Genomic DNA, 24,812 nt, shown 5'->3' with positions numbered 1-24,812 from the left:
TTTTCGTTTATGTTCGGTGGCGGTGGGGCAATGCGAGTTACTGACTGCGTTTATGACAAAAACAGCCCGAAAAATGGCTTGAAAGTGTCATAACCCCATACAGTTTCACATTTGCAGCCCCAAGTTCGCATCCCCGAGCGAGCAGCCCGTGGCTCTTTGGGGTTGTCAGAATCGAATCTCGAAGCCTGCGGTTCCCACGAAGGGCATTTCTTCGATAGTGTGGATTATCGGCTAGAATTTACGCACTGAACCAGACTTGCTCTGCACAGTGGGGGCTTGGATCCGGAGAACATTCCCGGAGTCTGCCCTTGAAGAATTCACGTTTGAGTTTCACTGTGCAGTATCTTTAGGTCTCATATGCACGAAGTAGCGAAGGAGCATCGTGTCTGAGGAAAACCAGACTTTCCAGGCGGCGGCTCGCCCGTCCGGTAAGCGCCAGGCGACGGGCGCGCAGACCACCGTGGCGAAGAAGCCTGCGCGTGAGAAGGAGACCAACGAGCTTTCGACTCGTAATCCTTTGGTTTTCATCAAGCAGGTTGTTGACGAGCTGCGCAAGGTGATTTGGCCGACCGGCCGCCAGATGGTCACCTACAGCATCATCGTGATTCTGTTCCTGATTGCCATGATCGCTCTCGTGTGGGGTGTGGACACGCTGGCCGGTCTGGGTGTCCGATCGGTGTTGGGTAAGTAATCGGTTATACTGTTTCGCAGTGATGCTTTTCATCCCGCCTCCGAGTTCCGGACGGCGGGATTATTCGTTAGCGCAGCTGGTGTCTGGCTGTGCGAAGTGATTGCGGATGGCATATTGGCTCTTAAGACTCTTTAGGCGAAGATGCCAATGTCGCGAACCGTTGATGTAGATACAAGAGGGGTTAGCACGACATGAATGATGGTCAGAATATTTTCTCCGACGCCCAGTCCGCGGATGCTGCCGCAACTGAGCAGGATGCGCAGGGCGCACCGGCTCAGGTAGAAGCTCCGGCCGAGGGTGCAGCCGCAGCCGACGCAGCCGCAGCTGACACTGCTGCAGCAGAAGCAGCGCCGGCAGAGGAGACTGCCGCTGACGCTGAGGTACAGGCAGCTGCTGACGCAGATGCCGAGTACCGTAAGCGCCTGCGCGAGTTCCAGCGTGAGCTCAAGCGTCGTCCGGGCGACTGGTACATCATCCAGTGCTACTCCGGCTACGAGAACAAGGTGAAGACCAACCTGGAAATGCGCGCCCAGACCATGGGTGTCGATGAGCAGATCCACGAGGTCATCGTTCCGGTTGAGGAAGTCGAAGAGCGCAAGGACGACGGCAAGAAGAAGATCGTTAAGCGCAAGCTGCTGCCGGGCTACGTTCTGGTTCGTATGAGCCTGGATGACCCGTCCTGGTCCGTCGTCCGCGACACCCCGGGTGTTACTTCCTTCGTCGGTAGCGAGGGCCAGCCGTCCAAGGTTAAGATCCGTGAGGTCGCTAAGTTCCTCATGCCGAAGGAGACCATCACCGCGGACGCCGCTGAGGAAGCTGCAAACGCCGACGGTGAGCTGGCTGTCGCAGCGGCGCCGCAGGCGGAGAAGAAGGCCGTCGCCATCGACTACGAGGTCGGCGAGTCCGTCACCATCCTGTCCGGTCCGTTCGCATCCGTGGCTGCGACCATCTCCGAGATCGACCCGGACACCGGCCGCATGAAGGCTCTGGTTTCCATCTTCGGCCGTGAGACCCCGGTCGAGCTGGGCATCGATGAGGTCGAGAAGCTGAACTAGGCCCGACCTCAAGCCAGGCGCAGAGCCAAGCGGCAAGCACAGCCCTAAGCCAAGCGCCGAGCAAGGCACCAGCTAGCTCGCTCGCGCAACCAATCCGGTAACGGATTTTGATGCACGCCATACGCTGCGGTAACGTAGCCAGGCGTGCATTTTTGTGCCTTGAGCACAGATGCGCCAAGTAATTCGTATCCCCGGTGGCTGGCACCAACTCGATGACCAGCGCCAGCGGCCATGATGGTCGAGGGCGCAAGGGTCGTCGTAAAGCGTCGGCATCCGGACGGGGTGAGTCGCCTTTTCATCGGGGCGGCGCGCCCCGGTAACTAGGAAGTAGGTTAATCCGATGGCTCCGAAGAAGAAGCTTTCTGCGATTATTAAGCTGCAGATTCAGGCTGGTCAGGCTAACCCGGCTCCGCCGGTTGGTCCGGCACTGGGTGCTCATGGTGTCAACATCATGGAGTTCTGCAAGGCTTACAACGCAGCAACTGAGAACCAGCGTGGCAACGTTGTCCCGGTTGAAATTTCTGTCTACGAAGACCGCTCCTTCACCTTCGTTCTGAAGACCCCGCCGGCAGCTAAGCTGCTGCTGAAGGCCGCTGGCATTCAGAAGGGCTCTGGCGTTCCGCACACCAACAAGGTCGGTTCCGTGACCTGGGAGCAGTGCAAGGAAATCGCCGAGCTGAAGAAGCCGGACCTGAACGCTAACGACATCGAGATGGGTGCACGCATCATCGCCGGTACCGCTCGTTCCATGGGCATCACCGTCGAGGGCGCTAAGTAAACCGTCAGCGTTTAGCTGCACCTTCATCAAGTGGTAGGGCCAGCTTCGGCCCGCTACACACCACAATCCAACCATTTCACTTAATTGAGATTGGACTTTTCATGAGCAAGAACTCTAAGGCATACCGCGCCGCCGCCGAGAAGATCGACGCCGGCCGCATCTACTCTCCGCTCGAGGCCGCTAACCTGGCCAAGGAGACCTCCTCCAAGAACTACGACGCCACCATCGACGTCGCTATCCGCCTGGGCGTTGACCCGCGCAAGGCTGACCAGCTGGTTCGCGGCACTGTCTCCCTGCCGAACGGCACCGGTAAGACCGTCCGCGTTGTTGTTTTCGCTGCTGGCGAGAACGCCACCAAGGCTGAAGAGGCCGGCGCTGACTTCGTTGGCTCCGAGGAGCTGATCGAGAAGATTCAGGGCGGCTGGACCGACTTCGACGCTGCCATCGCAACTCCGGACCAGATGGCCAAGGTTGGTCGCGTGGCTCGCATCCTCGGCCCGCGTGGTCTGATGCCGAACCCGAAGACCGGCACCGTTACCCCGGATGTCGCTAAGGCTGTCACCGAGATCAAGGGCGGTAAGATTTCCTTCCGCGTTGACAAGGCTGCAAACCTGCAGGCTGTTATCGGTAAGGCATCCTTCGACGCTGAGAAGCTGGCCGAGAACTACGGTGCGCTTATCGACGAGCTGATGCGCCTCAAGCCGTCCGCTGCTAAGGGTAAGTACCTGAAGAAGATCACCGTCTCCGCCACCAACGGCCCGGGCATCCCGGTTGACACCAGCGTGATCAAGGACTACACCGCCTAAATCAGCATCAGCCGATAGGCGAGTGTGCTCTTCACGAGTCACTCGAGAGTGACTCTGAGCAAAGCTCTTTAAAACCGCCGCCGCGCGCACTTTCCCACAGTGTGTAAGGTGGCGGTTTTGCATTGGCATAAGGGGTATCGATAGCGCGGTGGGGGCTTGGGCGCGGTAGACGTCGTAAAGCGAATTGCTAATCCAAACAACTAATCCAGGCGAAATGGACTCACAGCCAAAGTTTGTTGCTTAAAATCGCGATTATGACGTTAATTTTGGAACCCGAAGAAGGGCTGGAGGCGCTCGGCGAGATTAATCGCCTGGCGCAGCTCGACGACGGTTCCGGAATTATTGAACCGCAGCTCATCTCGTATCTCGACTCGTTGGGCGACGACGCCTATGACATGCCCTGCCTGCGCATCGCAGGACAGACTCTGCTGGGCGAGGTACTGACGGGGCTAGGGGAGGACGAGCGCGTAGCTGAGGTCCTTCGCCGCAATATCCAGGACTCTGTGGTGCTTCCGGGGATGAGTGAGGAGGAAGCTCTACAAGCTCGGGCGGCGCAGGTCGTGGTCGTGCGGCTGTTGCGCATCATTGCGCGGATGGAGGCCGTCGAGCTGCGCAATGTCGTGGCGCAGCAGTGTTTGGCATCGCAGATCCCGCCGGTTGTGCGCGTGGCACTGACACTCACCGTGGATATTCTCGACGCCGCCAGATTGGACGCACATCCCGACGACATGGTGCGCGTGGTGCTCGACTACGCCGACCAAGTGCTCTGGCTTGCCGACGACGACCTGAATGCGTACTTTGCCGAGCTCGAGATGATTGTCCAGCAACGTGAGAAGGACCTGGAGTTCGGCCGCTTCGGAGAGCCAGGTGCGGCGCGGTTTGGATAGGCGATTTGGTTAGTTGCCAGGGTCTGGTATAAAGTTTCTTCACGAAGTTTGACCGGCTTCCAATCGGTACCAACATCGAGTTGGGAAGATGGAGGTTGGTACTCAAGTTTCACCGAAGACCGTCGGTCATTCGCTTTGAAAGAAGCGGATTGAAGGTTTCATTGTAGAAATACAGTGAGCGGCCCACGCAGGAGGACTTGGAAGCGCTTGCGCAGTTTGACTTCACCTGCTGACCTTGGGGTCGGTGGAGTTGAAGTGGAACATGCCAAAAGAATTATGCGCCCCATCCTTGTGCGAGGATTGGGGCGTTTGTTGTATTTGCGCAAAAGAATCCTTCACTTGGCCGAGCGGAAAATTGCAAAGACCAGGAAGGAGGCGAGAGTACACATGGCAGCAAATGCTGAGAAGATTGCAGCTGTTGCAGCGCTGAAGCAGGACGTTGAAGAGTCCAACGCTATCGTGCTGACTGAGTACCGCGGCCTGTCCGTTGCGGAAATCACGGAACTGCGTCGCGCCCTCGGTGCTGATGTTAAGTACTCCGTCGCCAAGAACACCATGATCAAGATCGCTGCCGACGAGGCAGGGATTGAGGGTCTTGATGAGCACCTGAACGGCCCGACTGCAGTCGCCTTCATCAAGGGCGAGGCTGTGGATGCGGCTAAGGCGATTAAGAAGTTCGCCGGTGACAACAAGAACCTCGTGATCAAGGGCGGCTACATGGACGGTGCTGCAATGGATGCAGCACAGTTCGAGGCTCTTGCGGATATGGATAACCGTGAGACCACGCTGGCAAAGCTGGCTGGTGCCTTCAACGGCGTTCTGGCGAACGTCGCTGGCCTGCTCGACGCTCCGACCTCCTCGGTTGCCCGCCTTGCTGCGGCACTCGAGGAAAAGAAGTAATCCCGAGCGGCTCGCGATCTACGCGAACTAAATCACGCGAAAAACTTTTCAATATCACTTTGACGGCTTCGACCCCAGGGATCTCTGAGGGGAGCGGCCGCACCACACTCATAGGAGAATATCCATGGCTAAGTACACCACTGAGGAACTGCTCGAGGCTTTCAAGGAAATGACCCTCGTTGAGCTCACCGAGTTCAAGAAGGCTTTCGAGGAAGAGTTCGACGTTACCGCTGCTGCTCCGGTTGCAGTTGCTGCTGCAGGCGCTGCTGGCGGCGAGGCTGCTGCTGAGGAGAAGGACGAGTTCGACGTCGTCCTCGAGGACGCTGGCGCTAAGAAGATCGGCGTTATTAAGGCTGTCCGCGAGATCGTCTCCGGCCTGGGCCTGAAGGAGGCTAAGGAGATGGTTGAGTCCGCTCCGAAGGCTATCCTGGAGGGTGCTTCCAAGGACGACGCTGAGGCTGCTAAGGCTAAGCTGGAAGAGGCTGGCGCAAAGGTTGCCCTCAAGTAATTCAATTACTTGCCTCGGCCCCGGTAGCGGCCTAAAGCTACCAATTCTGACCGCCAATTCTGGGCTTCGTGCCCGGGGTTGGCGGTTCTTTTTTCTGGGGCCTTTGCTAACCCACCTGACCCGGGCAAAACCTCACTAATCTCACCCGTCACAGGGAGTTGAGGCAAAAACCAGCCCACTCATTGTCTTGATTACCCTTATTGGCCTGTAAAGTATCTAACATGCTCTCACGGCCGAGAATTTTGTCTATCCTTCTGTTGGGTCTAGGCACCGCACTGCTTGCTGCTGGCATTTTGCTGCCCAAAGTGCTCAATGTTGATCCCAAAATGCCACTTGACCTGCCGCCGGTGTCGTACACCCTGCGGGCGGAAGACGGCGTATCCACCAGGATTAACGAAGAGGGCAAGCGGGAAGAAGTGCACTCGCCGCTGCAGCGACAGCTTCACGGCGTGCTCATCGAACCCGCGGATGCGGACAAGGTTTCGCTCCGTGTCGGTGTGACTGAAATGCGTGAGCTTCCCCCTGAGGTTATCGGCACCGACCCGCTGACGGAGCTTATCGAGGCCAATATCTGGACAGTGACCATCGACCGACTCACCGGCGAGGCGCTGGCTCCTGCGACGCTTGTCGACCGCATGGCGGGCGTTCCACGGTCAGTGGCTTTCGAGGGGAACTGGGTGAAGCTCCCGGCCGACACGGAGGAAAAGGAATACCTGATCTTTGATGATCTCCTCCACGATTCCTTGCCGGCAAAGTTTGTCGGGGAAGAGGAGCGCGGTGGTAACCGTGTCCTGCATTTCCGTCAGGACATTGAGAAGACGAATCTCGCCCAGAAGTACCGTTCTTACGTCTCTCAGCTAACCCAGGATGACAAGTCCGGATTCCTCCAGTACCAGGGCACCCGTGATTTGTGGGTTGAGCCCAAGTCTGGCTCGGTCATCGATATGGCCGAGGACATCCACCTTTGGTGGGAGACCCGCGACGGCGAGCCGATCATGGACTACCTGCGCTTCAACGGCAAGATGGACGAAGGCCTTTCCAATCAGCTTCTCTTTGGCGCAATACAGAATTTCCAGCGCCCAGCTCTAGAGCCGTGGTCAATCGGCCTCATTGCGTCCGGTTCAATTCTGGTGTTTATCGCAATCGTGGGCATCGTGCGTCCTTCGACCCGTCGTAAAGCAGAGTAACGCTTTACGACGGCCATAGCGCCCAGGCCTCATCGTTATATCGGTAACGGGTGAATGCGACACGCCCGATTTGTCAAGTTGTACTAGACAACTGCCAGTTTTTGATATAGGCTAAATCGTTGCGCTGGAATTAGTGTATCTGTCGCCAGCTCTTTTATAGTTTGCGCTCGGAGCGCGGGGCTATTATGTAGCACCGTTTTTCGTGCATCTAGCTGTTAAAGGAGTTGCTGCGGCGCCGCCGTTAGGGCTCGGGGCTCGCCTTTAAAGGCTGGTCTTGGAGGCCAAGTGGCGGGGGAATCACTTTCGCGTGTGACCAAAGGTTAGACGCAAAGTATCCCGGTGCGCAACAGAAATAATTCCTGCAACTTGAATCGCGTATAAACCAAGCGGGCGGAGCGCACCACCGGTTGCCGGTGTGCTCCACCGCGTGAGGTGCTGGAAGGACGCATCTTGGCAGTCTCCCGCCAGACCAAGGCAGTAACCGGTATTCCCGGAGCTTCGAAGAGGTACTCGTTTGCAAAGATTCAGGAGCCGATTGCGGTTCCTGGTCTGCTCGACCTGCAGCGTGAGTCTTTCGCATGGCTCATTGGCACGCCTGAGTGGCGTGCTCGTCGCCAGGAGGAGCTCGGAGAAGACGCTCGGGTTACCAGCGGTCTCGAAGATATTCTAGAAGAGCTCTCTCCGATCGAGGACTACTCCCAGAAGATGTCCCTGACGCTGTCGGACCCATGGTTCGACTCCGTTAAGAACACCGTGGATGAGTCCAAGGATAAGGACATCAACTACTCGGCTCCCCTCTACGTCACCGCGGAGTTCACCAACCGCGAGACCGGTGAGATCAAGAGCCAGACTGTCTTCATCGGTGACTTCCCGATGATGACGGACAAGGGTACGTTCATCGTCAACGGAACTGAGCGTGTCGTTGTTTCTCAGCTGGTGCGCTCTCCGGGCGTCTACTTCGATGAGACCATCGACAAGTCCACCGAGCGCCCGCTGCACTCGGTGAAGATTATTCCGTCGCGCGGTGCGTGGCTGGAGTTCGACGTCGACAAGCGGGACACCGTCGGCGTTCGTATTGACCGTAAGCGTCGCCAGCCGGTCACGGTTCTGCTGAAGGCTTTCGGCTGGACCACCGAGGAGATCAAGGAGCGCTTCGGCTTCTCTGAGATCATGATGGCCACCCTGGAGAAGGACGGTGTTGCAAACACCGACGAGGCTCTGCTGGAGATTTACCGCAAGCAGCGCCCGGGTGAGCCGCCGACGCGCGAGTCCGCGCTGGCTCTGCTGGAGAACAACTTCTTCAAGCCGAAGCGCTACGACCTGGCTAAGGTCGGTCGCTACAAGGTCAACCGCAAGCTGGGTCTGGGCGCTGATGCCTCCGGCGAGATGGTTCTGACCGAGCAGGATATTGCTACCACCATCGAATACCTTGTGCGCCTGCACGACGGCGAGAATGTTATGACCTCGCCGGAAGGTGTCGAAATCCCGGTTGAGACCGACGATATCGACCACTTCGGTAACCGTCGTCTGCGTACCGTAGGCGAGCTGATTCAGAACCAGGTCCGCGTGGGTCTGTCCCGCATGGAACGCGTGGTTCGTGAGCGCATGACCACTCAGGACGTGGAGTCGATCCAGCCGACCACCCTGATTAACGTGCGCCCGGTTTCCGCGGCTATCCGTGAGTTCTTCGGTACTTCCCAGCTGTCCCAGTTCATGGACCAGAACAACTCGCTGTCGGGTCTGACCCACAAGCGTCGTCTGTCCGCACTGGGCCCGGGTGGTCTGACCCGTGACCGTGCTGGCCTTGAGGTTCGAGACGTTCACCCGTCCCACTACGGTCGCATGTGTCCAATTGAGACCCCAGAGGGTCCGAACATTGGTCTGATTGGTTCGCTGTCCTGCTACGCACGCGTGAACCCGTTCGGTTTCATTGAGACTCCGTACCGTCGCGTCCGCGATGGTGTCATCACCGACGAGGTCGACTACCTCACCGCTGATGAGGAAGACCGCTACGTCGTCGCGCAGGCCAACACCCCGGTCGACGAGAACGGCCACTTCGTTCAGGAGACTCTGTCTGTTCGTAAGAAGGGTGGTGACGTCGAGTCCGTCCGCGCCGATGAGGTCGACTACCTCGATGTTTCCCCGCGTCAGATGGTCTCCGTGGCTACCGCCATGATTCCGTTCCTCGAGCACGACGACGCTAACCGTGCCCTGATGGGTGCGAACATGCAGCGCCAGGCTGTGCCGCTGCTGCGTTCGGAGGCTCCGTTCGTCGGTACTGGTATGGAGCAGCGTGCTGCTTACGACGCCGGCGATGTCATTGTCGCTTCGGCCACCGGTGTGGTCGAGACCGTGTCGGCAGACTTCATCACCATCATGGATGATGAGGGCCAGCGCCACACCTACCTGCTGCGCAAGTTCGAACGCACCAACCAGGGCACCTGCTACAACCAGAAGCCACTGGTTGACGAAGGCCAGCGTGTTGAGGCCGGCCAGGTCATCGCTGACGGTCCGGGTACCGACAACGGTGAGATGGCACTTGGTAAGAATCTGCTCGTGGCATTCATGCCGTGGGAAGGTCACAACTACGAGGACGCCATCATCCTGAACCAGCGCATGGTTGAGGAGGACATCCTGACCTCGATTCACATCGAGGAGCACGAGATTGATGCCCGCGACACCAAGCTGGGCCCGGAGGAAATCACCCGTGACATCCCGAACGCATCCGAGGAGATGCTGAAGGATCTGGATGACCGCGGTATCGTCCGCATCGGTGCTGATGTTCGCGACGGCGACATTCTGGTCGCTAAGACCACCCCGAAGGGTGAGACTGAGCTGACTCCGGAGGAGCGCCTGCTGCGCGCTATCTTCGGCGAGAAGTCCCGCGAGGTCCGTGACACCTCCATGCGTGTCCCGCACGGTGAGTCCGGCAAGGTCATCGGCGTCCGCGTCTTCTCCCGTGAAGACGATGACGACCTGGCACCGGGTGTCAACGAGATGGTCCGCGTCTACGTTGCGCAGAAGCGCAAGATCCAGGACGGCGACAAGATGGCAGGTCGCCACGGTAACAAGGGTGTTATCGGCAAGATCCTGCCGCAGGAGGACATGCCGTTCCTGCCGGACGGCACCCCGGTCGACATCATTCTGAACACCCACGGTGTTCCGCGTCGTATGAACATCGGCCAGGTCCTCGAGGTTCACCTCGGCTGGCTGGCGAAGGCCGGCTGGAGCATTGAGGGCGACCCGGATTGGGCTAAGCGTCTTCCGGCCGACCTGCACGACGTTCCGTCCGACTCCCTGGTTGCAACCCCAGTGTTCGACGGTGCTGAGAACGAGGAGCTCGCTGGTCTGCTCGCGTCGTCCCGCCCGAACCGTGACGGCGAGGTGCTGGTCAACGCTGACGGTAAGGCCACGCTGTTCGACGGCCGCTCTGGCGAGAAGTTCCCGTTCCCGGTTTCGGTGGGCTACATGTACATGCTGAAGCTGCACCACCTGGTCGACGAGAAGATTCACGCTCGTTCCACCGGTCCGTACTCCATGATTACCCAGCAGCCGCTGGGTGGTAAGGCTCAGTTCGGTGGTCAGCGCTTCGGTGAGATGGAGGTGTGGGCAATGCAGGCATACGGCGCTGCCTACACCCTGCAGGAGCTGCTCACTATCAAGTCCGATGACGTGGTTGGCCGCGTCAAGGTCTACGAGGCAATCGTGAAGGGCGACAACATTCCGGATCCGGGTATTCCGGAGTCGTTCAAGGTGCTTCTGAAGGAACTGCAGTCGCTCTGCCTGAACGTTGAGGTCCTTTCGGCCGACGGCGTTCCGGTTGAGTTGGGCTCCTCCGACGATGAGGAACTCGACCACGCGACCGCTTCCCTCGGCATTAACCTGTCCCGCGACGAGCGTTCTGACGCTGACTCCGCATAGTTTCTCGCTTAACGACGAAACATTGCGTGAGTATCAGGGTCGGGAAGCCCTAACTCGCGAATAACCCAACACAGACGACAACGTACAAAAACCTCCGCAGAGAATTTGGTTTCCGCATTACTTCGATGCGGAGGGAAAGGGAAAACAGGTGCTCGACGTCAACAACTTTGACGAGCTCCGGATTGGGCTCGCTACCGCCGACGACATCCGCCGCTGGTCTCGCGGTGAGGTCAAGAAGCCCGAGACGATTAACTACCGTACGCTGAAGCCGGAAAAGGATGGCCTTTTCTGTGAGCGTATCTTTGGCCCGACCCGTGACTGGGAGTGTGCTTGTGGTAAGTACAAGCGCGTTCGCTTCAAGGGCATCATCTGTGAACGCTGTGGCGTTGAGGTGACCAAGTCGAAGGTTCGCCGTGAGCGCATGGGCCACATTGAGCTGGCCGCTCCGGTCACTCACATCTGGTACTTCAAGGGTGTGCCGTCCCGCCTCGGCTACCTGCTCGATTTGGCTCCGAAGGATCTGGAAAAGATCATCTACTTCGCTGCCAACATCATCACTTCTGTGGATGAAGAGGCTCGCCACAACGACCAGGAAACCCTCGAAGCAGACATGCTCGTGGACAAGAAGCTGGTTGAGGACGACCGCGACCAGGAGCTGGCCGAGCGCGCCCAGACCCTGGAAGAGGATCTGGCTGAGCTCGAGGCAGCCGGTGCCAAGGCTGACGTCCGCAAGAAGGTTCAGTCTGCAGCCGAGCGCGAGATGCGCCACATCCGTGAGCGCGCCCAGCGCGAGCTGGATCGTCTCGATGAGATTTGGAACACCTTCATCAAGCTCGAGCCGAAGCAGATGATTATCGACGAGGGTATTTACACCGAGCTCGTCGACCGCTACGAGGACTACTTCACCGGTGGTATGGGGGCTGAGGCTATTCAGACCCTGATCCGCAACTTCGACCTGGCCAAGGAGGCCGAGGAGCTGCGCGAGATTATTCGCGACGGCAAGGGGCAGAAGAAGATGCGCGCCCTCAAGCGCCTGAAGGTTGTCACTGCATTCCTGCAGTCCGGCAACGACCCGGCCGCTATGGTGCTCGACTGCATCCCGGTGATTCCGCCGGAGCTGCGCCCGATGGTGCAGCTCGACGGTGGCCGCTTTGCGACCTCGGACTTGAACGACCTCTACCGTCGTGTCATCAACCGCAACAACCGCCTGAAGCGCATGATCGACCTCGGCGCTCCGGAGATCATCGTCAACAACGAGAAGCGCATGCTTCAGGAATCCGTTGACGCACTGTTCGACAACGGGCGTCGCGGCCGCCCGGTCACTGGTCCGGGTAACCGCCCGCTGAAGTCCCTGAGCGACCTGCTCAAGGGTAAGCAGGGTCGTTTCCGTCAGAACCTGCTGGGTAAGCGTGTTGACTACTCCGGCCGTTCGGTTATTATCGTCGGCCCGCAGCTGAAGCTGCACCAGTGTGGTCTGCCGAAGCTGATGGCACTTGAGCTGTTCAAGCCGTTCGTGATGAAGGAGCTCGTGGCCAAGAGCTACGCGCAGAACATCAAGAGCGCGAAGCGCATGGTTGAGCGTCAGCGCCCAGAGGTGTGGGACGTCCTCGAAGATGTCATTACCGGGCACCCGGTTCTGCTGAACCGTGCACCTACGCTGCACCGCCTGGGTATTCAGGCGTTCGAGCCGGTCCTGGTTGAGGGTAAGGCAATTCAGCTGCACCCACTGGCTTGTGAGGCTTTCAACGCCGACTTCGACGGTGACCAGATGGCAGTCCACCTGCCGCTGTCCGCTGAAGCGCAGGCCGAGGCTCGTGTCCTGATGCTGTCCTCGAACAACATTCTGTCGCCGGCTTCCGGTAAGCCGCTGGCTATGCCGCGTCTGGACATGGTCACTGGCCTGTACTTCCTGACGCTGGAGAAGCCAGAGCTGCCGGGTGGCCACCAGGATGCCACCGAGGACGCACCGGAGCAGGGTATTTACACCAGCCCGGCCGAAGCCATCATGGCTTACGACCGCGGTGCAATTGGCCTGCAGAGCCCGATTAAGGTTCGCATCAGCCACCTGCGTCCGCCGGCTGAGATTGAATCCGAGCAGTTCCCAGACGGTTGGAACAAGGGCGATACTTGGCTGGCTTCGACCACGCTGGGCCGCGTTATGTTCAACGACCTGCTGCCGTGGAACTACCCATACGTCGAAGGCGTTATGGCTAAGAAGCCGCAGGCTGCGATCATCAACGACTTGGCTGCCAAGTACCCGATGATCACGGTCGCTCAGACCGTCGACAAGCTCAAGGATGCTGGTTTCTACTGGGCTACCCGTTCTGGTGTCACCATTGCTATGTCTGACGTGCTGGTTCTCCCGAACAAGCGGGAGATCCTAAACGGCTACGAAGAGAAGGCCGCCACGGTGGAGAAGAAGTTCCGCCGCGGTAAGCTCTCGGCTGCTGAGCGTCACGAGTCGCTGGTTAACCTGTGGAAGGCCGCGACGGCTGAGGTCGGTGAAAAGGTCGAGGCTCTGTACCCGGATGACAACCCGATTCCGATGATCGTGAAGTCGGGTGCGGCCGGTAACATGGGCCAGATTCACTCGCTGGCCGGCATGAAGGGTATGGTTACGAACCCTCGTGGTGAATACATCACCCGTCCGATTAAGACCTCCTTCCGCGAAGGCCTGTCGGTTCTCGAGTACTTCAACAACTCGCACGGTTCCCGTAAGGGTCTGGCCGATACCGCGCTTCGTACCGCTGACTCGGGTTACCTGACCCGTCGTCTGGTTGACGTTGCACAGGACGTCATCGTTCGCGAAGAGGACTGTGGTACCCACGATGGTGTCATTGTCGAGATTGGCGAGGATGTTCTGGACGCAGCCGGCAACCCGACCGGCGAGATCCGTCGTGCGAAGTATGCCGAGACCGCCGCGATTGCTCGTGTGCTGGCAGCCGATGTCACCGACGCTGAGGGCAATGTCCTTATCGCAGCTGACACCGACCTGAACGACGACCACATCACCCTGGCTCTCAGCCACGGTGTCAAGGAAGTCAAGGTCCGCTCGGTTCTGACCTGTTCCACCGCAACCGGTGTCTGTGCCAAGTGCTACGGTCGCTCGATGGCAACCGGCAAGCTGGTCGACATCGGAGAGGCTGTCGGTATTGTCGCTGCGCAGTCCATTGGTGAGCCGGGTACCCAGCTGACCATGCGTACGTTCCACCAGGGTGGTGTCGGCGGCGACATTACCGGTGGTCTGCCGCGTGTCCAGGAGCTGTTCGAGGCCCGCGTGCCGAAGAACAAGGCTCCACTGGTCCGCGAAAACGGTCGCGTGCGCCTGGAGGAGGACGAGCACTTCTACACGCTCACCCTCATCCCGGATGCCAACAGCGAAGACGAGGTTGTTTACGACAAGCTGTCCAAGCGTCAGGGCCTGGCTGAGATCACCGTCGATGGCCGTCGTCGCGCCATCCGCGATGGTGACCACGTGGTCAAGGGTCAGCAGCTGCTCAAGGGCGCTGCCGATCCGCACGAGGTCCTCGAGGTTCTGGGCCGCCGAGGCGTCCAGCGCCACCTCATCGAGGAAGTCCAGTCGGTCTACCGTGATCAGGGTGTGGCCATTCACGACAAGCACATCGAGGTTATCGTCAGCCAGATGCTGCGCCGCGTGATTGTGTCTAAGCCAGGTGACTCCGAACTGCTGCCAGGTGCACTGGTCGAGCGCTCCACGGTCATGGCGAAGAACCGCGAGATTGTCGCCTCCGGTGGCAGCGTCATCGAAGGCCGCCGCGTGCTGATGGGTATTACCAAGGCATCGCTGGCCACCGAGTCCTGGCTGTCCGCCGCCTCCTTCCAGGAGACGACGCGCGTGCTTACCGACGCCGCTATCAACAAGCGCTCGGATAAGCTCATCGGCCTGAAGGAGAACGTGATCATCGGTAAGCTGATTCCGGCTGGTACGGGTATCTCGCGCTACCGCAACATCACGGTTGAGCCGACTGAGGAAGCTGCCCGCCAGGCAGCCGCTCCGTTCGCTTCCTTCGGTGAGGGCTTCTACGGCGCCGAGGACACCTACGGCATCGACCAGGTCGGTTCCGCAGTTCCGCTGGATGACATCGGAACCTTCGAGTAAAAATCAATAGCTTTGCGGCAGCGGCTGGGGGAGCGGGAGAATTCCCTCGGTCACTGTCTGGCAAAGCACCTCGCCTGACAGTTGGGGCTTCGTGCGCTAACTGTTAGGTGGCAACCGGAAAAATCCTCCGGCACAGTTGTGGCTTACTAGCGGATTGCTAGTTCGTCACGGTCGTGCCGGAGGATTTTTCTTTGTCGAGGCAACCCAACTGGAAAACTCGGCTGGAGACTGAAGAAAGGCGATAGGAACAGAGGCAGGGGCAGGGGAGGGAGGGCTAGGGGGTCCGTCCCGGCCTCCCTCCTCTACATCTTGAAAGCCTCTGCAATCGGGGTGTTGCCCTCGTTGAAGTTAATCATGCGACCAACGGTAGCCTCGTTGAACACGGTCTGCGCGATGACATTGGCAACGGTCGCACGAGCGACCTCGCCTGCCTTGTCCGCCGTGGTGTCGATGGAATCCTGGCCCTCGTTGAGCGTGAGCGCACTCGGGCCGAGAATGGTCCATTCCAGGTTTGAAGAGCGCAGCGCTTCGTCGGCTGCAGCCTTGGACTCGGCATAGGCAAAGAAGCTGTGATCCTCTGGAACGCCATGGTCGTGGCCCGCACCAAAGTAAGAGACCATCACGTAGCGCTTAACGCCAGCCTGCTCGGCTGCGGCAATCGAAGTAATAGCTGCGTCGCGGTCGATCGCGTACGTCCGTTCTGGTGAACCTCCACCAGCGCCGGCGGACCAAATCACAGCGTCGTGCCCGCTGAGAAGGTCCGCAAACTGTTCGGTCGAGAGACTGGCGATGTCGTAAACGGCTGGTGTGGCGCCGAGAGCCTCGATATCCGGAACCTGGTCGGGGTTGCGAATAACAGACGTGACCTCGTAGCCATCGTCGATAAGTAGGGGAGTAGCGATTTGGGCCACCTTGCCGTGGCCGCCAATGACAATAACCTTCTTAGACATGTCCCCACCTATACGCTGCCAGTACACTGCTGGCAATGAAGAAGGCATTCGCCTGTGGTGAACATGGCGATTAAGTTTCTCCAGCGCTGATGCAGGACAGTACTATGGGCAAACCGAACGGACGGCAGAATTGGCCGAGTTATCGATTCAAACCGGCATAGTAACGTCTGCGTCTTTTGGGGCGAGGCGCGCCGTGCTGAACACCCAAAAATTTGATCACCAAGCCCACAAGGGCTCAAAGTGCTTGAAATTTATAGGCCATTACCAGGCTGTTTGGACTAAACCCGCAGCTCGCGTACTGTTATACAACGATCCCAGAAAAGAATTGGGAACTTGAGACATTACCCAGTAGGCCAGCGAGAGCGGCTGACTGGGTTTCGCACGTTCAAAATCCCTCCATTTCTTGCGTTCAACCGATGGGCTCACCACTGGATGAGTAATAACTTTTCTTGTGATGCATTCACACGGAAGGTGGTTACTCCGCTGCGGTTGGCATCGGTCGTGAGAATGTCCAGCGAGGATTGAAAACAGAAAGAGGCTTCATGCCCACTATTCAGCAGCTGGTCCGCAAGGGCCGCCATGACAAGAAGGCTAAGGTTGCAACCGCAGCTCTGAAGGGTTCCCCTCAGCGCCGCGGCGTTTGCACCCGTGTTTACACCACCACCCCGAAGAAGCCGAACTCGGCTCTTCGTAAGGTCGCTCGTGTCCGCCTGACCTCCGGTGTCGAGGTTTCGGCTTACATTCCGGGTGAGGGCCACAACCTGCAGGAGCACTCCATGGTGCTCGTTCGCGGTGGTCGTGTTAAGGACCTCCCGGGTGTCCGCTACAAGATCGTCCGTGGTTCCCTTGACACCCAGGGCGTCAAGGACCGCAAGCAGGCTCGTTCCCGCTACGGCGCAAAGAAGGAGAAGTAAGCCATGCCACGTAAGGGCCCAGTACAGAAGCGTCCTGTCGTCAACGACCCGGTCTACGGCTCCCCTCTGGTGTCGCAGCTGGTCAACAAGGTTCTGATCGACGGTAAGAAGTCGACTGCAGAGCGCATCGTCTACGGTGCACTTGAGATGTGCGAAGAGAAGACCGGTACTGATCCGGTGCTGACTCTGAAGCGCGCAATCGAGAACGTCAAGCCGGCTCTTGAGGTTCGTTCCCGCCGTGTTGGTGGCGCCACCTACCAGGTCCCGGTCGAGGTTCGCCCGGGCCGCGGCACCACGCTGGCACTGCGCTGGCTGCTGATGTTCTCCCGTCAGCGCCGTGAGAACACCATGACCGAGCGTCTCGCTAACGAGATCCTCGATGCATCCAACGGCCTGGGTGCATCCGTCAAGCGTCGTGAGGACACTCACAAGATGGCGGAAGCTAACCGCGCATTCGCTCACTACCGCTGGTAATCGCTTATCGACGGAGGCCGCGAGTGGTCACCGTCGTAAAGCAGCTGCCGGTATGTCAACGGCGCGCGTCGGTCGAGGTCCACAGATCTTTAAGGGTCACTCAATAGGGGCCAGCCCGGCGCTTACACCCGATGTCTTGCGTAGAATTTACGCAATAGGTGTACGTCACGGCGCGACTTCGCGCCAAGACGGTGGCATTATAGATAAAGCAAACCCGACCGACGGCGGATTTGACGGCCAATTGCAATCCCGTGATTGAGTCTCACCGCCAAACCGATTTGAAACGAGTGGGGAATCAAGTGGCTGAAGGTGCACTTCCCGTAAAGAAGGACCTCCACAAGGTCCGCAACATCGGCATCATGGCGCACATCGATGCTGGTAAGACGACTACGACCGAGCGCATCCTGTACTACACGGGTATTAACCGCAAGGTCGGCGAGACTCACGATGGTGCGTCCACAACCGACTGGATGGAGCAGGAGAAGGAGCGCGGTATTACCATTACCTCCGCTGCTGTGACCTGTTTCTGGAACGACAACCAGATCAACATCATCGATACCCCGGGCCACGTCGACTTCACCGTTGAGGTTGAGCGTTCCCTGCGTGTGCTCGACGGTGCCGTCGCAGTCTTCGACGGTAAGGAAGGTGTCGAGCCGCAGTCTGAGCAGGTTTGGCGCCAGGCTCAGAAGTACGATGTCCCGCGTATTTGCTTCGTCAACAAGATGGACAAGCTGGGCGCTGACTTCTACTACACCGTTGGCACCATCGTTGACCGCCTCGGTGCTAAGCCGTTGGTTATGCAGCTGCCGATTGGCGCTGAGGATGACTTCGACGGCGTTGTTGACCTGCTGGAGATGAAGGCCCTCATGTGGCCGGGCAAGGTTGAGATCGGCACTCCTGCGCAGGTCGAGGAGATTCCGGCGGACATGGTCGACAAGGCTAACGAGTACCGTGAGAAGCTCATTGAGACCGTCGCTGAGTCCGACGAGGAGCTCATGGAGAAGTACTTCGGTGGCGAAGAGCTGACCATGGACGAGATCAAGGGTGCCATCCGCAAGATGGTCCTGAACTCTGAGGTCTACCCGGTCTACTGTGGTACCGCTTACAAGAACAAGGGTGTTGAGCCGCTGCTCGACGCTGTCATTGACTTCCTGCCGAATCCGCTGGACATCGGTGAAGTTCACGGCCACCAGATGGGCGACGAGGACGTCGATATGGTCCGTAAGCCGTCTAAGGATGAGCCGTTCTCCGCTCTCGCATTCAAGATCGCTGCTCACCCATTCTTCGGCAAGCTGACCTTCGTCCGCGTTTATTCCGGTCGCGTGGAGCCTGGTCAGCAGGTCCTGAACGCCACCAAGGACAAGAAGGAGCGCGTCGGTAAGCTGTTCCAGATGCACGCCAACAAGGAGAACCCTGTTGACGAGGCAGTGGCAGGTAACATCTACGCCTTCATCGGTCTAAAGGACACCACCACCGGTGACACCCTGTGTGCACAGGATGCTCCGATTGTTCTGGAGTCCATGTCCTTCCCGGATCCGGTTATCGACGTTGCTATTGAGCCCAAGTCCAAGGCCGACCAGGAGAAGCTGAGTACCGCTATTCAGCGTCTGGCTGAAGAGGATCCGACCTTCACTGTTCACCTGGATGAGGAAACCGGCCAGACCGTTATCGGCGGTATGGGCGAGCTCCATCTCGACGTCCTGGTTGACCGCATGAAGCGCGAGTTCAAGGTTGAAGCAAACATCGGTAACCCGCAGGTTGCTTACCGTGAGACCATCCGCAAGCCGGTCGAGAAGTTCGAGTACACCCACAAGAAGCAGACCGGTGGTTCGGGTCAGTTCGCCCGCGTCATTATTGCTCTGGAGCCGTACGCTCCGGCTACTGACGAGGTGGAAGAGGGCGAGTCCACCACTTACAAGTTTGTCAACGAGGTCACTGGTGGTCGTGTTCCGAAGGAATACATCCCGTCTGTCGACGCTGGTATTCAGGACGCAATGCAGTACGGTACCCTCGCTGGCTACCCGCTGGTGAACATCAAGGCAACCCTGCTCGATGGTGCTTACCACGAAGTTGACTCCTCTGAAATGGCCTTCAAGATCGCTGGTCAGCAGGCTATGAAGGAAGCTGTTCAGAAGGCTAAGCCGGTCCTGCTCGAGCCGATGATGGCCGTTGAGGTCATTACTCCGGAAGAGTACATGGGCGAAGTTATCGGTGACATCAACTCCCGTCGTGGCCAGGTCAACTCCATGGAAGACCGCACCGGCGTCAAGGCTGTCAAGGCTCTGGTTCCGCTGTCCGAGATGTTCGGCTACGTTGGTGACCTGCGCTCCAAGACCCAGGGTCGCGCTAACTACACCATGATCTTCGACTCCTACGCTGAGGTTCCGTCCTCCGTGGCCGAGGAGATCATTGCAGCTCGTACCGGCGCTTAAATCACGCCGGTAGGGTGGGGCACTCAATCAGAGCTGACCCCATCCCTGCACGCACTGCACTGTCACTCTCGTTAGAGGACGCAGTGCGAGGGTCTGCAGCTTTAATAGATTCCCTTTAGCTTTGACTGTGCTGAGACATCGTCAGACTGTTGGCGTGTGTTAGCACAGGGAAGCTCTAGGGGGTAGCTGCTCGCAATTCATATCGTTGGGCGATTTTAAATCGCAGCTCAAATATCTAGCATTTATGCAGGTAAATGACGATATGAGTTGCTGGCCGTTACCCACCCTTAACTAGGGGGTTGGTCTGGTTTGGAAAACTCCAGTATCCTGCCCTAGTATCGAGTAACTGGCACAGTGAAAGAATAGTGCTCTTTTGCGCGCGCACGTTCCGAAGTCGTAAGCGAACAGCTTGAAGGCTTCTGATGTTGTGAAGGCGGATTGAGTGACCACAAAATTGTGGCTGCGAGAGTCGTGGCCACCTAGACCTCCAGGAGGACTAAAAGTGGCAAAGGCGAAGTTCGAGCGTACGAAGCCGCACGTCAACATCGGTACCATTGGTCACGTTGACCACGGTAAGACCACCACTACCGCCGCTATCACCAAGGTTCTGGCTGACAAGTTCCCGGACCTGAACGAGTCGTTCGCTTACGATGCCATCGATAAGGCACCGGAAGAGAAGGAACGTGGCATTACCATCAACGTTTCCCACGTTGAGTACCAGACGGAGAAGCGCCACTACGCTCACGTCGATGCCCCGGGCCACGCCGACTACATCAAGAACATGATTACCGGTGCTGCTCAGATGGACGGCGCAATCCTGGTTGTCGCTGCTACTGACGGCCCGATGCCGCAGACTCGCGAGCACGTTCTGCTGGCTCGCCAGGTTGGCGTTCCGTACATCCTCGTTGCGCTGAACAAGTGCGACATGGTCGACGACGAAGAGATCATCGAGCTCGTCGAGATGGAGGTCCGCGAGCTGCTGGCTGAGCAGGACTACGACGAGGAAGCTCCGATCGTCCACATCTCCGCACTGAAGGCTCTTGAGGGCGAAGAGAAGTGGGTCAACTCCATCGTCGAGCTGATGGAAGCTTGCGACGAGAACATCCCGGATCCGGTTCGCGAGACCGACAAGCCGTTCCTGATGCCGATTGAGGACATCTTCACCATTACCGGTCGCGGCACCGTTGCTACCGGTCGTGTTGAGCGCGGCGTTCTGAACGTTAACGACGAGGTCGAGATTCTGGGCATCAAGGAGAAGTCCCAGAAGACCACCGTTACCGGTATCGAGATGTTCCGCAAGCTGCTGGATTCCGCTGAGGCTGGCGACAACTGTGGTCTGCTGCTCCGCGGTACCAAGCGTGAGGACATCGAGCGCGGTCAGATCGTTGCTAAGCCGGGCGCTTACACCCCGCACACCGAGTTCGAGGGTTCCGTCTACATCCTGTCCAAGGATGAGGGCGGCCGTCACACCCCGTTCTTCGACAACTACCGTCCGCAGTTCTACTTCCGCACCACCGACGTCACCGGCGTCGTTTCCCTGCCGGAAGGTGTCGAGATGGTCATGCCGGGCGACAACGTTGACATGTCTGTCAAGCTGATCCAGCCGGTCGCAATGGACGAGGGCCTGCGCTTCGCTATCCGCGAGGGTGGCCGCACCGTCGGCGCTGGCCGCGTTACCAAGATCGTTAAGTAAGTCTTTTCCCCATAGGGGAAATGCTTTAACTTAAGTCTTAGAAGAATCCCGACTCCGCGTAAGCGGAAGTCGGGATTTTTTGTATCTGTACATAGACGACACTAGACCGGGCGGGGGGCGGCGCAATAGCCGTCGTCAAGCAGACTGTGCCGTAGTGGGTGTGATGTACGTTGCACTTTGGAATCGTGATTTTACATTCGTAGCCCGGACGTGCTTTAATACGGAGGTTGCTTTAACAAAGGCGTTCGCGCCAATTGTTGTATCAGGCCCAGTTGGGAACCAGTACGAAATTGGACATAGCGCCTATGGTAAGGCGAGCATGACCACGTAGGGAAGTTTCTTCCCGATCGTGCCTCACGGAGAAAATGGGCGACACGCCCGACCGCGGGGGTCGGAGGTGGCATGGCAAATTAACAGCGGCAGTAGGCAAATGAAGAGCCCCACGAGGGGGACTTGTTTTCCACTGGGATTTGAGTGCAAGGCGTTATTCGTCCGCTCGGGTCATGGCCAAAAGTTAATTTGCCATGACGATCGAAGACGAAATCGCTTTGAAGTAATGCACAACCCAGTTTTAATTTCTGGCGCTGGCCATAGTTGCTGACGGCGTCGAGAAACATTGACAGGGTCGACGCCCCTTTAATTGGGGCGCGCCGACCGAGGAGAGGACAAGCGTGGCCGGACAGAAGATCCGCATCAGGCTCAAGGCCTACGACCACGAGGCTATCGACGCTTCTGCGCGAAAGATCGTGGAGACCGTTACCCGTACGGGTGCACGCGTCGTTGGCCCAGTGCCGTTGCCAACCGAAAAGAACGTTTACTGCGTTATCCGTTCGCCGCACAAGTACAAGGACTCGCGCGAGCACTTCGAGATGCGCACTCACAAGCGTCTGATCGACATTCTCGATCCAACGCCGAAGACAGTCGATGCACTTATGCGCATTGACCTTCCGGCAAGTGTCGATGTGAACATTCAGTGATCCTGGACTTTTGGTAGCGGAGACAAGATAAATGAGTGAAAACGAGATCAAGGGCATCCTGGGCACGAAGCTCGGTATGACTCAGATCTTCGACGAGGAGAACCGCGTTGTTCCGGTTACCGTCGTTGAGGCTGGGCCGTGCGTAGTGACTCAGGTGCGCACTAAGGAAACCGACGGCTACGACGCCGTCCAGATTGCATACGGCGAAATTGACCCGCGAAAGGTCAACAAGCCGGAGGCCGGCCACTTCAAGAAGGCCGGTGTGACCCCGCGTCGCCACAGCGTTGAGATTCGCACCCCGGACGCTTCCTCTTACGAGGTCGGCCAGTCCGTTGGTGTCGATATCTTCGGCGAAATTGAGTACGTCGACGTCACTGGTACCTCTAAGGGCCACGGCTTCGCCGGTGGTATGAAGCGCCACGGCTTTGCTGGCCAGGGTGCCGCTCACGGTAACCAGGCTGCTCACCGTCGTGTTGGTGGCATTGGCGCTTGCGCCACGCCAGGACGCGTCTTCAAGGGCAAGCGCATGGCAGGCCGCATGGGTAACGACCGGGTCACGACCCAGAACCTGAAGATCCAGAAGGTTGACGCTGACGCGAACCTGCTGCTCATCAAGGGCGCAGTTCCGGGTGCACGCGGCGGCCTGCTGGTTGTTAAGACTGCCACGAAGGGTGGTGCTCACGCATGACCAACCTCAAGCTAGACGTACACACCGCTGAAGGCGGCGTGAACGGTTCGGTTGAGCTTCCTGCTTCCGTGTTCGACGCGGAGGTGTCCATCGCCCTGATGCACCAGGTTGTTGTCGCGCAGCGTGCAGCAGCTCGCCAGGGCACCCACAAGGTCAAGACCCGCGGTGAGGTTCGCGGCGGTGGCCGCAAGCCGTGGCGCCAGAAGGGTACCGGTCGCGCTCGTCAGGGTTCGATCCGTGCTCCGCACTGGACCGGCGGTGGCGTTGTCCACGGCCCGGTGCCGCGCGATTACAGCCAGCGCACCCCGAAGAAGATGATTGCAGCTGCTCTGCGCGGCGCACTCTCTGACCGTGCTCGCCACGACCGCATCCACGTTGTCGAGGAACTGGTCCCAGGCCAGACCCCGTCCACCAAGGCAGCTCGTACTTTCGTCGAGCGTCTGACTGAGCGCCGCAACGTGCTCGTCGTTCTGCCGCGCGAGGACGTCAACTCGTGGAAGTCGGTTCGTAACCTGCCAGGTGTCCACATTCTGTCTGAGGATCAGCTGAACACCTACGATGTTCTGAAGGCCGATGACGTTATCTTCGCCGTTCAGGCACTCAATGACTTCATCACTCGCACCGCCGGTAAGGAGGAGAAGTAATGGCTACCATCGCAGATCCCCGCGACATCATTGTTGCACCGGTAGTGTCTGAGAAGTCCTATGGACTCATGGAGCAGGGCGTTTACACGTTCCTGGTCCACACCGACGCTAACAAGACCCAGATCAAGATCGCGGTCCAGGAGATTTTCGGTGCCAAGGTCGCTTCCGTCAACACCCTCAACCGTGAGGGCAAGCGCAAGCGTTCCCGCACCGGCTACGGCAAGCGCAAGAACACCAAGCGCGCCTACGTGACTCTCGCGGCCGGCAGCGATCCCATCGACATCTTCGGCGGTTCGGCAGCCTAGCCGCTAGCCGACGAGGAAGTTAAGGAAGAGCAAAAGTATGGCTATTCGTAAGTACAAGCCGACTACGCCGGGTCGCCGCCAGAGCTCCGTCTCCGAGTTCAGCGAGATTACTCGCTCGACTCCTGAGAAGTCTCTGCTGCGCCCGCTGTCGAAGACTGGTGGCCGTAACGTTCACGGTCACATCACCACTCGCCACAAGGGTGGCGGACACAAGCGCCAGTACCGTGTCATCGACTTCCGTCGTAATGACAAGGACGGCATTCCGGCAAAGGTCGCTCACATCGAGTACGACCCGAACCGTACCGCCAACATCGCACTGCTGCACTATGCAGACGGTGAGAAGCGCTACATCATCGCTCCGAAGAACCTGAAGCAGGGTGCCATCGTTGAGTCCGGCGCTAATGCCGACATCAAGGTTGGTAACAACCTGCCGCTGCGCAACATCCCGACCGGTTCCACCATTCACTGCGTGGAGCTCAAGCCAGGCGCTGGTGCACAGCTGGCACGTTCTGCTGGTGCTTCTATTCAGCTTCTCGGTAAGGAAGGCAAGTACGCAGTTCTGCGTATGCCGTCCTCTGAGATCCGTCGCGTCGACGCACGTTGCCGTGCAACCGTCGGTGAGGTCGGAAACCAGGATCAGATCAACATCCGTTGGGGCAAGGCCGGCCGTATGCGCTGGAAGGGCTGGCGCCCGACTGTCCGCGGTGTTGTCATGAACCCGGTCGACCACCCGCACGGTGGTGGTGAGGGTAAGACCTCCGGTGGTCGCCACCCGGTTTCCCCGTGGGGCCAGAAGGAAGGCCGCACCCGTAAGCCGAACCGTCCGAGCGACCAGCTGATCGTTCGTCGCCGTCGTACCAACAAGAATAAGAAGCGCTAAGG

At 58.6% G+C, this 24,812-nt stretch carries 20 protein-coding genes; 19 read left to right on the top strand and 1 reads right to left on the bottom strand.

Annotated features, from left to right (window positions below; all coding sequences use genetic code 11):
• The first annotated feature begins 382 nt into the window (after window positions 1–382).
• The 10 genes from secE to CRD13_RS04800 all read left to right on the top strand — a co-directional run bounded on the left by secE (window position 383) and on the right by CRD13_RS04800 (window position 14,853).
• Window positions 383–691 (top strand): preprotein translocase subunit SecE, encoded by a 309-nt coding sequence (gene secE, locus CRD13_RS04845; protein ID WP_016422041.1) that lies wholly within the window; start codon window positions 383–385, stop codon window positions 689–691.
• Between the two features lie 191 nt (window positions 692–882).
• Complete coding sequence (nusG, locus tag CRD13_RS04840) at window positions 883–1,746, top strand: transcription termination/antitermination protein NusG (protein WP_016422042.1); 864 nt, start codon at window positions 883–885, stop codon at window positions 1,744–1,746.
• Window positions 1,747–2,086: 340 nt separating this feature from the next.
• A complete protein-coding gene (gene rplK, locus CRD13_RS04835; RefSeq protein ID WP_016422043.1) occupies window positions 2,087–2,524 on the top strand; it encodes a 50S ribosomal protein L11 in 438 nt (145 codons plus the stop codon).
• Window positions 2,525–2,625: 101 nt separating this feature from the next.
• On the top strand, window positions 2,626–3,330 hold the full coding sequence (gene rplA, locus CRD13_RS04830; protein ID WP_016422044.1) for a 50S ribosomal protein L1: 705 nt from the start codon (window positions 2,626–2,628) through the stop codon (window positions 3,328–3,330).
• 254 nt (window positions 3,331–3,584) lie between these two features.
• Entirely contained in the window at window positions 3,585–4,217 is a 633-nt protein-coding gene (locus CRD13_RS04825) for a hypothetical protein (protein WP_069359387.1), read from the top strand.
• Window positions 4,218–4,604: 387 nt separating this feature from the next.
• A complete protein-coding gene (rplJ, locus tag CRD13_RS04820; RefSeq protein ID WP_016422046.1) occupies window positions 4,605–5,117 on the top strand; it encodes a 50S ribosomal protein L10 in 513 nt (170 codons plus the stop codon).
• Window positions 5,118–5,241: 124 nt separating this feature from the next.
• Complete coding sequence (rplL, locus tag CRD13_RS04815; protein WP_016422047.1) at window positions 5,242–5,625, top strand: 50S ribosomal protein L7/L12; 384 nt, start codon at window positions 5,242–5,244, stop codon at window positions 5,623–5,625.
• Between the two features lie 221 nt (window positions 5,626–5,846).
• Complete coding sequence (locus CRD13_RS04810; protein ID WP_049170045.1) at window positions 5,847–6,812, top strand: DUF3068 domain-containing protein; 966 nt, start codon at window positions 5,847–5,849, stop codon at window positions 6,810–6,812.
• Between the two features lie 432 nt (window positions 6,813–7,244).
• A complete protein-coding gene (locus tag CRD13_RS04805) occupies window positions 7,245–10,733 on the top strand; it encodes a DNA-directed RNA polymerase subunit beta (RefSeq protein ID WP_070429877.1) in 3,489 nt (1,162 codons plus the stop codon).
• 148 nt (window positions 10,734–10,881) lie between these two features.
• Entirely contained in the window at window positions 10,882–14,853 is a 3,972-nt protein-coding gene (locus CRD13_RS04800; protein WP_187401344.1) for a DNA-directed RNA polymerase subunit beta', read from the top strand.
• A 302-nt stretch (window positions 14,854–15,155) separates the two neighbouring features.
• Here the strand turns inward: CRD13_RS04800 and CRD13_RS04795 are convergent, their stop codons facing one another.
• Entirely contained in the window at window positions 15,156–15,803 is a 648-nt protein-coding gene (locus CRD13_RS04795; RefSeq protein WP_101687730.1) for an SDR family oxidoreductase, read from the bottom strand.
• Window positions 15,804–16,345: 542 nt separating this feature from the next.
• Between CRD13_RS04795 and rpsL the strand changes: the two genes are divergently transcribed.
• The 9 genes from rpsL (at window position 16,346) to rplB (ending at window position 24,810) form a co-directional block, all read left to right on the top strand.
• Window positions 16,346–16,717 carry a 30S ribosomal protein S12 gene (gene rpsL, locus CRD13_RS04790; protein WP_038627636.1) on the top strand — a complete coding sequence of 124 codons (372 nt, stop codon included), beginning with the start codon at window positions 16,346–16,348 and terminating at the stop codon, window positions 16,715–16,717.
• 3 nt (window positions 16,718–16,720) lie between these two features.
• Window positions 16,721–17,191 carry a 30S ribosomal protein S7 gene (gene rpsG, locus CRD13_RS04785; RefSeq protein ID WP_049193220.1) on the top strand — a complete coding sequence of 157 codons (471 nt, stop codon included), beginning with the start codon at window positions 16,721–16,723 and terminating at the stop codon, window positions 17,189–17,191.
• Window positions 17,192–17,490: 299 nt separating this feature from the next.
• Window positions 17,491–19,623 (top strand): elongation factor G, encoded by a 2,133-nt coding sequence (gene fusA / locus CRD13_RS04780; RefSeq protein ID WP_076773083.1) that lies wholly within the window; start codon window positions 17,491–17,493, stop codon window positions 19,621–19,623.
• 502 nt (window positions 19,624–20,125) lie between these two features.
• Window positions 20,126–21,316, top strand: a complete 1,191-nt coding sequence (tuf, locus tag CRD13_RS04775; RefSeq protein ID WP_016422054.1) for an elongation factor Tu — start codon at window positions 20,126–20,128, stop codon at window positions 21,314–21,316.
• 671 nt (window positions 21,317–21,987) lie between these two features.
• On the top strand, window positions 21,988–22,293 hold the full coding sequence (gene rpsJ, locus CRD13_RS04770; protein ID WP_003938093.1) for a 30S ribosomal protein S10: 306 nt from the start codon (window positions 21,988–21,990) through the stop codon (window positions 22,291–22,293).
• Between the two features lie 31 nt (window positions 22,294–22,324).
• Window positions 22,325–22,981, top strand: a complete 657-nt coding sequence (gene rplC / locus CRD13_RS04765; protein WP_005509762.1) for a 50S ribosomal protein L3 — start codon at window positions 22,325–22,327, stop codon at window positions 22,979–22,981.
• Window positions 22,978–23,625 carry a 50S ribosomal protein L4 gene (gene rplD / locus CRD13_RS04760; RefSeq protein WP_016422055.1) on the top strand — a complete coding sequence of 216 codons (648 nt, stop codon included), beginning with the start codon at window positions 22,978–22,980 and terminating at the stop codon, window positions 23,623–23,625. The genes rplC and rplD overlap by 4 nt, the downstream gene beginning before the upstream one ends.
• The gene (gene rplW / locus CRD13_RS04755) at window positions 23,625–23,930 is read left to right on the top strand and encodes a 50S ribosomal protein L23 (RefSeq protein WP_005509869.1); all 306 of its coding nucleotides are present in this window, start codon (window positions 23,625–23,627) and stop codon (window positions 23,928–23,930) included. Before rplD ends, rplW begins: the two co-directional genes overlap by 1 nt.
• A gap of 37 nt (window positions 23,931–23,967) precedes the next feature.
• Window positions 23,968–24,810: a 50S ribosomal protein L2 gene (rplB, locus tag CRD13_RS04750; protein ID WP_016422056.1), complete on the top strand. Its 843-nt coding sequence runs from the start codon at window positions 23,968–23,970 to the stop codon at window positions 24,808–24,810.
• The last annotated feature ends 2 nt before the right edge of the window (window positions 24,811–24,812 follow it).

The organism is Corynebacterium sp. LK26 (assembly GCF_014335085.1).
Taxonomy (GTDB): Bacteria; Actinomycetota; Actinomycetes; order Mycobacteriales; family Mycobacteriaceae; genus Corynebacterium; species Corynebacterium jeikeium_D.
Note: the sequence above shows the minus strand (reverse complement) of the source record. Positions and strands in the feature narration are given on the sequence as shown.